Below are 15,098 nucleotides of genomic sequence, written 5' to 3'. Positions count from 1 at the left end.
AATTAAAAATCTATCATAAAAATCAATCAAAACTACCTCACTCTATTACTAATCCCTATTTGTTTTTAACACCCGTTTAGTGTTATCACCTATCACAAATAACTACTTTAGGAAATTTAATAAAACAATGTGGAGGGTTGTGTATGAAAAACGACCATCATGCCATGTGGGAGAAATTAAATCTGGATTTAGATGCCCACGATGCACTACTGGAAGTTTTAGGGAAATTTTATGGTGATATTTATCTGTCCCAACAAAATAGGTTAAAAGGGGCAGAATACCTGGATTTTGTGGTGTCAGAGATACACGGGCTAAGGATAAGAGAGTTGGAAGAAGCAAGGGAGAGGGGTAAAAAAGTAATTGGCACATTTTGTATTTTTGTCCCTGAAGAAATAACAATTGCGGCTGATTGTATTCAGGTTGGTCTTTGTGCTGGAGCTGATGCAGGGAAAGAACATGCAGAGAAGATACTGCCAAGAAATACATGTCCTTTGATTAAGTCATTTGTGGGATTTAAGCTTGCAAGGCTCTGTCCTTTTTTTGAATCCTGTGACCTAATTATTGGGGAGAACACCTGCGATGGAAAGAAAAAGGCATATGAAGTGTTTAGGGGATATGTACCAATGCATGTAATGGATCTTCCACAGAAAAAGACAGAAAAAGGCAGAGAACTTCTTAAGGCTGAAATAATAAATTACATAAAAAAATTGGAAGAACTAACAGGGAAAAAAATAACAGCCGGGGATTTAAAAAGAGGGATTAAAATAGTAAATAATAAAAGGCGGGTACTCCAAAGGTTAAATGGATTAAGAAAGGCCATACCCACACCAATTTCTGGTCGGGATGTGCTACTTATAAATCAAATAAGTTTTTACGATGATCCCATTAGATTTACGCAAAAAATATCTGATTTGTGTGATGAAATAGAAAAAAAGGTTAAAGAAAAAAAAGGCGTTGTTAATTCTAACACTGCAAGAATACTTGTATCTGGATGTCCCATGGCAGTGCCCAACTGGAAACTACCCTATGTTATAGAGGGATCAAATGCAGTGGTGGTATGTGAGGAATCATGTATTGGTACCAGGAATACAAGAGATCTTGTTGCTGAAAACAAAGACACCTTAGAAGAAATGGTAGATGCAATTGTGGATAGATACCTTAAAATTGATTGTGCCTGCTTTACCCCAAATGAAGAAAGGGCCAAAAATGTCATAGAACTGGTAAAAAACTATGATGTGGATGGGGTAATTTTTTATAACCTGGTCTTTTGCCAGCCATATGCACAGGAAAATATGAAATTATCTTCCATGCTGAGCAGAAAAAAAATCCCCACACTAAATATTGAGACAGACTATAGCATGGAAGATGTGGGACAGCTAAAAACAAGGATAGAGGCATTTGTTGAGATGATTTCCAATAGATAAAAGAACCATGCCAGTCTTAACCCAGGTTTATCAAAACTTGGATCAAAGAAAGACTGGCATGATCCCTTTAAATAATTTCCCAACCAACCCTTTGACATTCCAATAAATTTAAAATAGTATCAATCAAAAGCCATCAACTATTTCTGCACATATGAAAAATATTAACCTATTGATCCTGGTATTTTTTCTTTTAACCATACCATCCACCTCCCTTGCTGTAGAGAGGATAATCTCAACTGCCCCATCTACAACAGAAATACTATTCTCCCTGGGTCTGGGAGATTATGTGGTAGGGGTAACGAATTTTTGTAATTACCCTGAAAAGGCAAAACACAAGGCCCACATTGGAGGCAATTTGAATCCAGACCTTGAAAAAATTGCAATGCTTAGACCCACATATATTGTTTTTTTACGAGGCAACTTGAAATTAAAAAATTTTTGTAAAAAAATGCATATAAAGGCAATAGGTGTGAAATACAACTCCCTATCTGATATTTACAATTCTATTCTTTGTATAGGGAAGACCTTTGGTGTTGAAGATAGGGCATACACGCTTATAAGACACATCAAATATAAATTACACAACGTTACATCTAAAATAGACAAAAAGTCTAGATCAAAGGTACTTATAGTGGTCTATAGGGAAATAAATAGATTAAAAGATATTTGGGTTGCAACGGATGTTAGTTTTTTAGGGGATATATTGAGATTGTGTGGTGCAAAGAACATAATTAATGATGTAACTAAACCTTATATAAGGATATCCTTGGAGGAGATTATCTCAAGAAATCCTGATATTATAATTGAGGCCAGTAGCAAAAATCTTGGAATAACATCTTCGCAGTCACTAAAATTATGGTCAAGACTTGGAAAGATCAATGCAGTAAAAAACAAAAGAATTTATGTATTATCAAAACCTTATATGACAATACCAGGCCCACGAATTCCACTTATTGCCAAAGAATTCATCAAATGTATTTACAAAAAAAATATATGTAAATGATAAAGTTAGAAAACGTTAATTTCAGTTATAATAATAGAGAAGTACTAAAAGATATAAACTTAACAATCCAAGAGGGAGAGCTAATTGGCATTTTAGGTCCAAATGGAAGTGGGAAAACTACTCTTCTTAAAGTACTAGCTGGAATCCTTCATCCAAAAGCAGGCAAGGTTTTAATAAAAGGCAAATTCATAAAACACTATAAGGATAGAGAACGGGCAAAATTAGTTGGCTATGTCCCACAATATATTCCTTCCTATTTCCAATTTACTGTTTATGAAGCAGTAATGTCTGGTAGATATCCCCATTTAGGTCCATTTAATATTTACTCTAATCAGGACAAAGAAGTAGTTGAAAGGTCCATGGAGCTTGTTGATGTTCATCACATATCAAATAGAAAACTGACAGATATATCTTCAGGAGAAAGACAAAGGGTTGCTATAGCTGCTTGTCTTGCCCAGGATACAGATATAATACTGCTTGATGAGCCAATATCAAATCTAGATATACATTATCAAAGAAAGATATTAAACACTTTGTACTCTCTTAATAAAGAACACCAAAAGACAATAATTATTGTTTTTCATGATATAAATATGGCGTTTAGATTCTGCGATAAGATTTTTTTCTTAAAAAATGGTAGTCTAATAGACTCTAAGAAAACTATAAATGCAATAACAGAGGATATCATTGAAGACATATTTGAAACTTCAGTGGTGGTCTTAGAAACTAGAAATAACAGGATATTTTTACCAGATCTTATATCAACAAATGAACAACCACTCACATCTTTAATCGAAGAAGACAAACAACTAACAGAAAACTTCCTCATAGGTGGATTTATCCATGAAATCAAAAAGCTTTTACAGGATCATAAAATGATCCTTGATAGCATATATAAGGATATACCCAATCATTTTAATGATAGTATGGAACGTATAATTAATTTCTTGAATAACAAGGATATTGATCAGCTTATATCTAATGATATAAGAAAAATTATATATAACAACTCATTATTATTAAAAATAAAAAAACATTTAAATATATGCTTAAAAAAAATAGATAGGGTTATTTCACTGTCAAAAACAATTAATTCTTATACTAATCTTCAAAAAAATTTTTCTGATGTTGTCAATATAAACGAGTTATTGAGAGAGATATATGAATCTAATTTCGAGACTTTTTTAAAGAATTCTATTAAATTAGATGTCCATATAGAAGACAATTGCACTTTAAAAATAAATAGACAACATATGCGTACCATTTTGGAAAATTTAATTTTAAATAGTATTAATGTATTTAAATCTGAAAATATTGTCAGAGAAAAAAAGAGAATCATCATAAGAAGTTTTACAAAAAAGAATAAGATTTATATTCAATTGGAAGATAATGGCCCAGGTATAAAAGAAGAATACTTGTCTAACATATTCAAGCCATTTTCCACAAAAAAATCAAAAGAAATAGATGGATTTAGACTTTTCTTGGTAAATAGATTAGTCAAGCTATATGGAGGTCGTATATACGCTACAAGTATCCCGAAAAAGGGAACTACATTTCATATTGTATTTTCCAGAAATTTAGATAAAACTCAAGAGATATTATAATAAGTTTTTATATATGGTAATAGCAAATGAGCATTGAAAAACATGAGATTACTCAAACAATAATTAAGGGTAAAATTTTCTTACTTTCTATTTTCTTTATATTTGCAATTATATCTGGAATCCTCATAGGGAGCCAACACATAGATCCAAGTACAGCTCTGGACAACATAGAAAGCGTGGAGGCAACCATATTATTTACCATAAGGATCCCAAGGGTGATTTTATGTGTCATGGCAGGTGGAGGACTAGCTATTTGTGGAATGGTCTTCCAATCAATTTTAAAAACTCCCCTAGCTTCTCCTTTTATTTTAGGTGTATCCAGTGGAGCATCTTTTGGTTCTGTACTGACTATTTTATTGGGAATTAATTCTATTGGATGTACATGGATATCTATCTCATCAGTATCGTCTTTTTTGTTGTCTTTATTCACCATGTATGTCATCTATTTTATTTCCAGAGGAAAAACATCTGCTATTGTTATTAACTCATATTCCATTATGATGGCTGGATTTGCCTTAAATCTACTCTTTATAGGATTAATCATACTCTGTCAGTATATTGCAAACTTCACCCAGACAGAGGAGATACTTCATTGGCTTATAGGCTCAATTGATATATTAGGTTTTTCTAAGATTAAAAGCATATTGCCCATGTTTATTTTGGGACTATTGCTTATAGTGCTAAACCTATCAAAATTGAACCTAATATCAATGGGAGATGAAATTGCATTCAGTAGAGGTATAAATGTAGTTACTACTTATTATATTTTTATTATCTCGTCATCGCTGTTAATAGGAGCAATAGTCAGTGTAACTGGTCCCATCTGTCTTGTTGGACTCATTGTACCTCATGTTGTTAGATTACTTGTTGGTGCAAATAACAAGTATATATTCTGGGGATCACTTTTCTTAGGTGGAAGTTTTATGGTAATTTGTGATATTATCTCTAGGACAATGCTTGAGTCCACAGAAATACCAATTGGTGTTATAAGTTCCATTATAGGTACGCTTTTTTTTATTTACTTTTTGGTACGCAGACCATAAATAAAAAAGCCCCCATATGGGGGCTTTTTTATTTCTAATTTAATTCACCTTAAAAACAAGAGAACCATTTTCCACATCAATTACCACATTATGACCTTCAATTACCTGCCCAGCAATAACCATTTTAGCAATCTCTGTCTCTACCCTTGTCTGCAAATATCTTCTAAGTGGCCTTGCCCCATACACAGGATCATATGCCTCCCTGGCAATAAATTCCCTTGCCCTGTCTGTCAATTCAAGTCCAATCTTTCTTTCTTGGAGTCTATTCTTAATCCTTTCCACAAGGAGGTCTACCACCTTTTTAATCTCTTCTAACATAAGTGGTTTAAAGAGCACAATCTCATCAATCCTGTTTAAAAATTCTGGTCTAAAATGGGATTTTAGCTGGGCAAATACCTGTTCTTTTACCCCTGGTTTTAGTTCACCAGTTTCAGTTATACCCTCAAGCAGATAATTGGAACCAAGATTTGAAGTCATTATTATTATGGTATTTTTAAAATCAATTGTCCTTCCGTGGCTGTCAGTCAGTCTACCATCATCTAATATTTGCAATAAGATATTAAATACATCTGGATGTGCCTTTTCTATTTCATCTAAAAGTACCACACAATATGGCTTTCTCCTCACAGCCTCTGTTAACTGACCAGCCTCTTCATAACCAACATATCCTGGAGGAGCTCCAATCAGTCGGGAAACAGTATGTTTTTCCATATATTCAGACATATCAAGCCTGACCATATTGTCTTCTGTATCAAACAGGGCTTCTGCCAGGGTTTTACACAACTCAGTCTTACCCACTCCAGTTGGACCTAGAAACAGAAATGACCCTATAGGCCTGTTTGGATCCTTCAGACCAGCCCTTGCACGTAAAACAGCATTGGACACAGCTTCAACAGCCTCGTCCTGTCCAACCACCCGCCTATGCAACACCTCTGGTAACCTTAAGAGCTTTTCCTTTTCACCCTCCATTAGTTTGGTGACAGGAATTCCAGTCCATTTGGATATGATTTCAGCTACATCCTCTGGACCAACTTCTTCTTTTAAAAGCCTTTTTGCTCCCTTTTTCTTTAGTTCCTCTTCCTTTGCCCTTATCTTTGCTTCAATTTCAGTATATTTTCCATATTTTAACTCAGCTACCCTATTTAAGTCATAATTTCTCTCAGCCTCTTCTATCTCTATTCTTATGCGCTCAAGCTCCTCTTTGAGTTGTTGAAGCCCTTTTATCTCATTTTTCTCCTCTTCCCACTGGGCCAACATCTCATCCCTTACCCTGGTTAACTCAGAGAGTTCCCCTTCTAATTTAACCAGCCTCTCTTTTGACGCTTCATCCTTTTCCTTTTTAAGGGCCTCCCTCTCTATTTCAAGTTGCATGATCTTTCTATTGATCTCGTCCAACTCAGTTGGCATTGAATCAATCTCAGTCCTGATCTTTGCCGCTGCTTCGTCAATTAAGTCAATGGCCTTATCTGGAAGGTGTCTATCTGAGATATACCTATGGGACAGTGTAGCTGCTGTAACCAGGGCACTGTCACTTATTCTAACCCCGTGGTGTACTTCAAAACGCTCTTTTAATCCCCTTAAAATGGATATTGTATCTTCAACAGAAGGTTCATCTACTATAACAGGTTGGAACCTCCTCTCAAGCGCTGGATCCTTTTCAATGTATTTTCTGTATTCATCCAGGGTAGTTGCCCCAATACAGTGGAGCTCTCCCCTGGCCAACATTGGTTTTAGGAGGTTTCCAGCATCCATTGCACCTTCTGCCCTGCCAGCCCCAACTATGGTATGGAGCTCATCAATAAAAAGGATAATCCTTCCTTCAGACTCCTGGATCTCCTTTAAAACTGCTTTGAGTCTCTCTTCAAATTCTCCCCTGAACTTTGCACCAGCAATCAAAGCCCCCATGTCAAGGGCATATATGGTCTTATCCTTTAGACCTTCAGGAACATCCTGTTTTACAATCCTCTGGGCAAGTCCCTCAACTATTGCAGTTTTACCTACACCAGCTTCTCCAATTAAAACTGGATTATTCTTGGTACGCCTGCTTAAGATTCTGATAACCCGTCTAATTTCACTATCCCTTCCAATGACTGGGTCCAATTTTCCCCGTCTTGCCTCTTCTACTAAATCCCTTCCATATTTTTTCAGTGCTTCATAGGTTGCTTCAGGATTATCAGATGTCACCTTTTGATGGCCCCTTACCTCAATTAATAGGGATAGAAACTTATCTCTATCTAATTTAAATACCTGATTAACCCTGCCAATTGGGGTTGATGGATTTTCGTCTAAAATACACATAAATATATGTTCAACACTCACGTACTCATCCTGCATTTTTTTAGCCAAATCCTGGGCACGAACAAGCACATCATTTAGTCTGTGGGTAACATATATCTGTCCAGGCTGTGCGCCTGGTCCCATAACCTTTGGGAGATTTTGAATTTCCCTCTCAATTGAATCCCTATAAGCACTTACATCAATATTACCCCTTTCCAAAATACTGGGGATCAGCCCCTCTTCCTGACTGACCAGAGTATAGGCAAGATGTTCTACATCTACCTGTTGGTTGTTGTATTTAATTGCAATATTCTGGGCTTCAGATATTGCTTCTCTTGATTTTTGTGTAAATTTATTGAGATCCATAATTTTGTCCTCCTTTTTTAATTATTTTTAAAAATTTCTTGGATTAAAACTTGATATTTTTTTGAGTTCTTCAAAAAGTTCTCTTTCTTTAGGTGTTAGATTTTTGGGCACCTTTATCTGTACCCTGGCAAAAAAATCTCCTTTCTTTGTGCCTCTACCAAGTCCCTTTCCCTTTAGTCTCAGCTTTTGACCACTGCTGGTACCTGGAGGCACTTTTAACTCTACCCTTCCATCCAGGGTGGGAATGGACACAGAACATCCAAGGGCTGCTTCCCATGGAGTCAAGGGAAGGTCTAAAATCACGTTGTTTCCTTCCACCTTAAACAGGTAATGGGGAAGCAATTTTACCCTAAGATACAAATCCCCTTTTCTTCCACTAGGTCCAATTTGTCCCTGACCAGCCAGACGAATTTTTGATCCTTCCACAACACCTGGAGGAATATTTACTGTCAATACCTTAGAGGACGCACCATCAGATAGGGTGATTGTCTTTTTGCCACCTCTATAGGCATCTTCTAAAGTCAGTTCAATCTCTGCCTCTGAATCTGCACCCTTTGCCTCACCCTGGTTAAAAAAATCACCACTGTAAAAAGAACCAGAGCCAGAATAAGGGTCATGTGAAAACCTACTTTTTCTAGATCCACTTCTAAAACCCCTACTCTGTCCTTCACCAAAGAGATTTCCAAAAAGTAGATCAAAGAAATCACTAAATCCTTCAAAACCTTCTGATCCACCTCCAGTTCTAAAGTGAAACCTCACATTCTCAAATCCTGGCGGTGGTTCAAAGTTCTGACCATGTTCCCAGTTTGCACCCAACATATCATATCTTTTGCGCTTTTCTGGGTCCTTTAACACCTCATATGCTTCATTTATTTCCTTGAATTTTTCTTCAGCTTCCTTGTTATTTGGATTAAAATCAGGATGATATTTTTTGGCCAATTTTTTAAAGGCCTTATTTATCTCATCCTGGGTGGCATTTCTGGAAACACCTAGGATTTTGTAGTAGTCTTTATATTTAACAGCCATTTTTTGTTTTCCCTCCCCTAAAGTAAATTTTCAGCACAAAAAAATAAGCGGTTTTTCTTTCCGCTTATCAGATTGTTTCCTAAGTTCCATTATATAAAGTAATTTCTAAAAATAATTAGTCAATAAGAAGTGATTAGTAATTAGTGATTAGTGAATAGTGAGAAGGTAGAAGGATGAAGACCATCCCCAGACACAGACCACATACACATCAAAACTTGAGACTCACGAGTTAATGGATATAAGCAAAATTTTTTATATTCTCCCATTAATCCAGATCTATCAAAACAGGGCTTCAGAACCCCAACCCCAATCTTTGTGAGGAGAAACAGACTTGATTTAGAGTTAAAATATACCTACCATATGGATCAAATATCGTAATTAATGGAGTTTAAAATGGAAACCAGTATCTTACAGGAAATAAAACAATTTGATATTAGAGGGAAAAAACTCCTTATTCCCAAAATGCATCCATTTGGTGCCCCACTCCTTGCAGCATGTTTTTCTGCATTTTCAGTTGATGCTGATGTTATGGATACTTACATGGGGCTTTCATATGGAAAACAATACACATCTTCAAAAGAATGTTTTCCATGCCAGGTTACATTGGGTGATGTATTTCACTACTTAAACAAAGAAAAAAATAAACTGGGAAATAAATTTAATTCAAAAGAGTATGTTTATTTTATGCCTGAATCTGACGGACCATGCCGTTTTGGTATGTACAATAAATTACATAGAATTATTTTGGATGCAACTCATGAATTTAAAGGTGTTTATATATCATATCTCTCAACAGAAAACTCCTATGATACAAAACAAATTCTCCCCAAGGAAGACGCAACCCAATTTAGAAAACTTGCATATGTTGCTACAATTTTAGCTGATGCACTGGACAGGATATGCTTTAGGGTAAGGCCATATGAAAAAGAAAAAGGTTCAACAGATAGGTTGATCCAGAGAAGTCTCTGGAAACTTATAAAATTGATAAAACAAAAAGGGAAGACACTGGCTTTTTCTGAGTTATTCGACTCAATATCCCAGGTTGCCAAAAGGGCATCAAAGTTAATTGACCCTAAAATTCCCAGGAAACCGCAAATAGGTATAGTTGGAGAGATATACCTAAGGTCACATCCAGAATCCAATCAAAATATCATAAGAAAAATAGAAGATTATGGTGGTGAAGTAACAAATGCCACTTTGGGAGAATGGGTAAATTTTGTTACCTATGAAGGGATAAGAAAATTAAAGAGGGAGATAAAAAAACAAATTAGGGAAAAGGAGATAAAATCTGTAGTATTCAGTTTAAAGCAACTACTTGGAAAACAACTAGAGGAATCCTATCAGAAATTAAGACAAAAACAGGTATATGATGCAGTTACAAAATATCTGGATATTCATGTGGACCACGAAATATCACATTTAAAAGAAAAACTGGAAAGTAGCTCCATATATTCTTTTGAAGTTGGAACTGAGGCATGTCTTAGCATTTCTGGTGCACTTAGTTATATTGAAGAAAACTTCCATGGAATTGTCAATGTATATCCTTTTACATGCATGCCTTCTACAATTACATCTGCAATATTAAAGCCTATTTTAAAGAAAAAACATGTGCCTTATATTGACGCACCTTATGATGGAACTATTCAACCAAATAGGGAGATAACACTTAGAACATTTATGTATCAGGCAAGTTTACGAAAACAAAAATTACATTAACTAGACAAAATACTGATCAAAATACGGAGGGATTATGAAACTGTTTATAATGATTCTAGTTCTCATCTCTGGAATCTTTGCCACAACCCAGGCAGGTATAAATTATATCTTAAGCGAATATTTAAAGAGCAATCTCCTTGCTGCCCTTATATCCTTTGTGGTTGGATCAATTGGCCTGTTTATTTTTATCTTTGCATTTAAGCTATACCCATCAGATACCATATCCTTTGGCAATGTACCATGGTGGGCATATTTAGGCGGGCTTTTAGGGGCGTTTTTAGTAACTGTAACCATATTTGCTGTGCCAAAACTGGGCGCAACCACCATGTTTGCACTATTTATTGCAGGCCAGATGATAGCCTCAATCTTTTACGATCATTTTGGTATCCTGGGCTACCCCAAACATCCTGTATCTTTTATTAGAATAATTGGGGTTGTTTTTATTGCTGTTGGTGTTGGACTGGTAAAATATTTTTAATTTTAATATATATAATTTTTATAATTACCCTCCATAACAGTCCCTTTGTTAAAAGGGCTTGACCATAACCCTTATAATAGATATAAAATAAGAACACACTATTAACAATCAGGAGTAACTATGTTTTTTCGCAAGATTTTAAAAGAAACTCCTTCACAGAATGTAAACAAAAATCGACGTCTGTTACTTGCAAATGAGAGGACATTTCTTGCATGGATAAGGACATCAATTGGTATAATGGCATTTGGCTTTGTTATTGAAAAATTTGAAACTCCACTGGCAGGAGAAAATATATCTTTCAGATGTCATTGTATCCTTTATGCTGGTTTGTTCCTGGTATTATTGGGAGTTGCAGTGTCTCTGCTGGCCACTTATAGATTTATCAAAGTTCAAAGGGATATACTTGAAGATGTATTTAGACCGTCTATTGTCCCTGACATAATGATATCCCTTCTCCTTGGAACCCTGGGGATTTTAATGGTTGTTTATTTAATCTCTTCGTACAGCTAATCAGTAACTGAATTGTATCTAAATTTTTACAAAAAATTAAACTGCCCAACACCCTGGAAGTCTGTTGGGCAGTCTTTACTTTTATTCTTTCTTAATTTATTTTAATTTTTTCCCTCAAAAACTATACTTCCCTTATTATCAATTACTTTAACATTTACAGGGATGCCGCCATCCAGGCGGTGTGTGGCACAGGATATTCACGGATCATAGGCACGAACTGCCATCTCCACCTTGTTTAAAATCCCTTCGTCCACTTTTCCATCTTTTATCAATGTCTTTGCAGCCTGTTTCACACTTAAATTAATTGGCCCAAGATTATGGGTTGTTCCAACTATCATATTGGCTCTAACAATCAATCCTTTTTCATCTGTTGTGTAGTCGTGGATAAGGGTTCCCCTTGGTGCCTCAACACATCCAACTCCCCTACCTGCCTTGGGTGTTGCATCTGTTCTAATATTCGTATCAGTTATATCAATATCATTTAACAACTCAATTGCCCTCTCGCACGCATATACCTCTTCAATGAGCCTTGCCCAGTGATAAAGCAATGTTGCCTGGGCTGGTCGTCCAAACTTTTCTCTGAATTCTTCCAGTTCTGCCTGTGCCCTGGGGGTTTTTATCCTGTCACACACATTGATTCTGGCCAGACAGTTAGATCTGTATATTCCTTTTGGATTATCAAGATCCAGGGAAAATCCCTCGTTCCAGAACCTGGCATAGGGCATTTTCCCATATGAATATGGCTCCACGTGCTCACCAATGTAATTTGTATATTCCTGGGGATCAAAGTCTGTATATGATCCATCTGATTTCATTATCCTTAAATTTCCATCATACAGGTTAAGTGCCCCGTCTTGATCTACAGTTCCAATAAAGCCTGTGTTTATAACCCCAACATTCTGGATTACATCGAGATATTTTGGAAATATATCTTTTTTGGCAAAATCAATGGTAAACAGGGCAAAATCCAAAATCTCCTGCATCTGTTTTAAGATTTCCTGTCTATCTTCTTCACCCATGGGCTTTGCAAATCCACCAACCACCCCTGCAACTGGATGAATTGCCTTACCAGCAAACTTCTCCAATATCATTTTTGCCTTGTATCTCATTGAGACAACCTTCTGGGCAAGTTCAGGATTTGCCTTTGCTATCCCAATTACATTTCTAACAGAATAATCACTATCTGGACCAATCACAAAATCAGCAGCAGCAAGAAAAAAGAAGTGTAAAAGCTTATCCTCAGCATGGGATATAATCTGCATAAGCTCCCTTAATTTTTGTCCAGCAGGTGGAGGAGTCACTCCAAAACACCTGTCAACCGCCTTATTTGATGCAAGGTGATGGTGCCATGGACAGATTCCGCATATCCTGTTTACAATCCTGGGTAACTCTTCTGCTGGTTTACCTTCGACAAATTTTTCAAAACCACGAAGAGACATAATATGGACTTTAGAGTCTTCCACATTCCCATTATCATCAAGCTTAATCACAATGGAAGCATGTCCTTCTATTCTGGTTATAGGCGCTATATTTATTACCTTTCCCATATATTTTGGCCTCCTACAAATTTAATTTTGGTCTAAGATTTCCATGACCTCCACAAAATCTATTCAGCGAAGAATATTCCGGGATAGAGTCTATATCCACCCCATTGGAGGCCAGGGCAGCTAAAATATCCAGCATCTGATTTCCATCATGTTTTACAGGGCCATTACAACCCCTGCAGGGGACCCTTGCTGATATACACCTTGGAACAAAACTATCCCCACCGCATCCAGCCCTGGTCACAGGTCCCATACAAAGAAATCCCTGCTCAATAAAACACCTCATCTCAGATAAGGGTTTGTTGTAATCAATTTCCTCTGGTTTCACAGTAAATCTAGATAACCTGGATACATTCCCCTTACCCAGCCTTTTGGTTGGACAAAACTCACAAACACTCTTTTCTGGGAGTTCTATCTTGTCTCCATTCACTAAAGAGATAAGTGCCTTAAAAATTAAATCTGGATGGGGAGGGCAACCTGGAAAGTTGAGATCTACTGAAATTACCTCATCTAAGGCATAACACCTATCAAGTAGAGGAGGCAACCCTTCATCTGGATATTTTTCAGGTATATCTGTTGTTTCAGTGGAATAGTATCTTTTAAGTGTTTCTTTAGCTCCATAGGAATTAGCAAGGGCGGGTATTCCACCGTGGGTAGCACATGTGCCAAGACCAATTACAATATTACATTTTTCCCTTATCTTTTTTGCTATTTCCACATGTTCCTCATTTCTCACAGACCCAGAGATTATCCCGAGATCTGCTTCTGGTATATCTATATCATGGTGATTTCCATCACCCAATTGACCGTGATATTTGTGGTCCATCAAAACTGGTATATGGACAAATTCTACATGCTCAAGAACTTCCAGAAGCTTAAGTCCCATATCTACTATTGCTATTTCACACCCAGAGCATGCATTTAGCCACTCACTCACTACTTTAATGGTCATCATTTGCCCCCTATTAAATTTACATTCCAACCCTAATTGATTTACCTAAATTCCTCAGCCTCTGTCTGGATTGCCTTTTCTTTTTGGCTGCCTGTGTGTGTATTTTATAGAGCATATCGGTTATGTAATTTGGATGATTGGAATAGTTATATTCTTCTAATGTAACACCTATTGCACTCTCAAGTGATGCCCTACCCTTTGGTGTCCTTGCAAGTACAGTTGTCCATCCGTCGTTTGAACCAAGTCCTCCAAAGGATATGTCTGAAAATTGGGCTGTGTAGTCCAAACAGAGTTTGCATGCATATTTTTTCATAAAATCAAGTTCATCAAGAGAGATGGAGAGTTTTGACCCGTCTTTTAAATAGAGATACAGCTCTTCTTTTACATTGACTTTTTCAACATCATCCCAAGAAAAATTAAATTTATCAGCTAGTATTTTTCTATTTTCTTCATTAAATTCAAAATTCCCAGAACAAAACAGCCCAAAACAAAATCTTATTGAGTCTGAAGGGGTAACTCCAAGTAGCTCCATTTTTCTAAAGGCCAATACCTGGCAGGGACTGGCAACTAAGGCTACCCTGGTTAGGCCCTTTTTTCGTAAATCGTGAAAGGCCTCAACTGTGGCGTGTTCAGAATACCTCTTGGAAAAGTTGTGGACTCCATGGGAGGTTTCAAAAAAGAATCCAGCAGATTCAATTATCTCTTCCCTTGTAGTTGCCAAATGAGGAACCCTTTCAAACTTTCCCTGTTTTTGTGTTACTATTGCCCCATTTATTTGACCTGTATCAAAAAGATATAAAAGGAGTGCTGTTACAGCACCACCATCTGTGGCCATCTGTCTTATATTTTCATCTTTAGATCTAACAGACCGGGAACTAATTACCCTACCAATTGGCTCACTCCACTTTAACTTACGTTTCAGTTCTTCATCTAATTCGTGTATCTCCGGACAAATTGTATAGCAAAGTCCGCACTCAATGCACTTTTCTATATCTTTATACCTGGGAATACCATCTTGCCCAATCTCAAGGGCACCATAATTTAAGGCATCACAAAAGGCCACGCAACCACCACAGTGATGGCACTTCCCGGTCTTTTGTACTTCTTGCATAAGATTAAAAAAAGTTTTCATAACGCCTCCTAATACCAGTTGCC

The 15,098-nt window shown here is 36.6% G+C and carries 12 protein-coding genes; 7 read left to right on the top strand and 5 right to left on the bottom strand.

What is annotated here, in order from left to right; genetic code table 11:
* The first annotated feature begins 143 nt into the window (after positions 1–143).
* The 4 genes from ACYQ0O_RS07415 to ACYQ0O_RS07400 all read left to right on the top strand — a co-directional run bounded on the left by ACYQ0O_RS07415 (position 144) and on the right by ACYQ0O_RS07400 (position 5,074).
* Positions 144–1,424, top strand: coding sequence for a double-cubane-cluster-containing anaerobic reductase (locus ACYQ0O_RS07415; RefSeq protein WP_459891797.1), 1,281 nt, complete (start codon positions 144–146; stop codon positions 1,422–1,424).
* Positions 1,425–1,575: 151 nt separating this feature from the next.
* Positions 1,576–2,427, top strand: coding sequence for an ABC transporter substrate-binding protein (locus tag ACYQ0O_RS07410; protein WP_459891796.1), 852 nt, complete (start codon positions 1,576–1,578; stop codon positions 2,425–2,427).
* Positions 2,424–4,031: an ATP-binding cassette domain-containing protein gene (locus ACYQ0O_RS07405; protein WP_459891795.1), complete on the top strand. Its 1,608-nt coding sequence runs from the start codon at positions 2,424–2,426 to the stop codon at positions 4,029–4,031. Before ACYQ0O_RS07410 ends, ACYQ0O_RS07405 begins: the two co-directional genes overlap by 4 nt.
* A gap of 26 nt (positions 4,032–4,057) precedes the next feature.
* Positions 4,058–5,074 (top strand): FecCD family ABC transporter permease, encoded by a 1,017-nt coding sequence (locus ACYQ0O_RS07400; protein ID WP_459891794.1) that lies wholly within the window; start codon positions 4,058–4,060, stop codon positions 5,072–5,074.
* A 39-nt stretch (positions 5,075–5,113) separates the two neighbouring features.
* Here the strand turns inward: ACYQ0O_RS07400 and clpB are convergent, their stop codons facing one another.
* Complete coding sequence (gene clpB, locus ACYQ0O_RS07395; RefSeq protein ID WP_459891792.1) at positions 5,114–7,717, bottom strand: ATP-dependent chaperone ClpB; 2,604 nt, start codon at positions 7,715–7,717, stop codon at positions 5,114–5,116.
* A gap of 27 nt (positions 7,718–7,744) precedes the next feature.
* The gene (locus tag ACYQ0O_RS07390) at positions 7,745–8,743 is read right to left on the bottom strand and encodes a DnaJ C-terminal domain-containing protein (protein WP_459891791.1); all 999 of its coding nucleotides are present in this window, start codon (positions 8,741–8,743) and stop codon (positions 7,745–7,747) included.
* A 393-nt stretch (positions 8,744–9,136) separates the two neighbouring features.
* On the opposite strand from ACYQ0O_RS07390, the gene ACYQ0O_RS07385 reads away from it, so the two are divergent.
* The 3 genes from ACYQ0O_RS07385 to ACYQ0O_RS07375 all read left to right on the top strand — a co-directional run bounded on the left by ACYQ0O_RS07385 (position 9,137) and on the right by ACYQ0O_RS07375 (position 11,447).
* Complete coding sequence (locus ACYQ0O_RS07385) at positions 9,137–10,459, top strand: CoA activase (RefSeq protein WP_459891790.1); 1,323 nt, start codon at positions 9,137–9,139, stop codon at positions 10,457–10,459.
* 34 nt (positions 10,460–10,493) lie between these two features.
* Positions 10,494–10,937 carry a DMT family transporter gene (locus tag ACYQ0O_RS07380; protein WP_075069869.1) on the top strand — a complete coding sequence of 148 codons (444 nt, stop codon included), beginning with the start codon at positions 10,494–10,496 and terminating at the stop codon, positions 10,935–10,937.
* Positions 10,938–11,057: 120 nt separating this feature from the next.
* Complete coding sequence (locus tag ACYQ0O_RS07375; protein ID WP_459891789.1) at positions 11,058–11,447, top strand: YidH family protein; 390 nt, start codon at positions 11,058–11,060, stop codon at positions 11,445–11,447.
* A gap of 197 nt (positions 11,448–11,644) precedes the next feature.
* Here the strand turns inward: ACYQ0O_RS07375 and ACYQ0O_RS07370 are convergent, their stop codons facing one another.
* From ACYQ0O_RS07370 to ACYQ0O_RS07360, 3 genes are read right to left on the bottom strand one after another with little or no spacing between them, the layout of a single operon-like run.
* Positions 11,645–12,994: a Ni/Fe hydrogenase subunit alpha gene (locus tag ACYQ0O_RS07370; RefSeq protein WP_459891788.1), complete on the bottom strand. Its 1,350-nt coding sequence runs from the start codon at positions 12,992–12,994 to the stop codon at positions 11,645–11,647.
* A 13-nt stretch (positions 12,995–13,007) separates the two neighbouring features.
* A complete protein-coding gene (locus ACYQ0O_RS07365; protein WP_459891787.1) occupies positions 13,008–13,943 on the bottom strand; it encodes an NADH-quinone oxidoreductase subunit B family protein in 936 nt (311 codons plus the stop codon).
* A 19-nt stretch (positions 13,944–13,962) separates the two neighbouring features.
* The gene (locus ACYQ0O_RS07360) at positions 13,963–15,075 is read right to left on the bottom strand and encodes a Coenzyme F420 hydrogenase/dehydrogenase, beta subunit C-terminal domain (RefSeq protein WP_459891786.1); all 1,113 of its coding nucleotides are present in this window, start codon (positions 15,073–15,075) and stop codon (positions 13,963–13,965) included.
* Positions 15,076–15,098: the final 23 nt, after the last annotated feature.

The sequence above is a fragment of the Desulfothermus okinawensis JCM 13304 genome (assembly GCF_054654515.1).
This window is presented reverse-complemented; position numbering and strand designations above follow the sequence as displayed.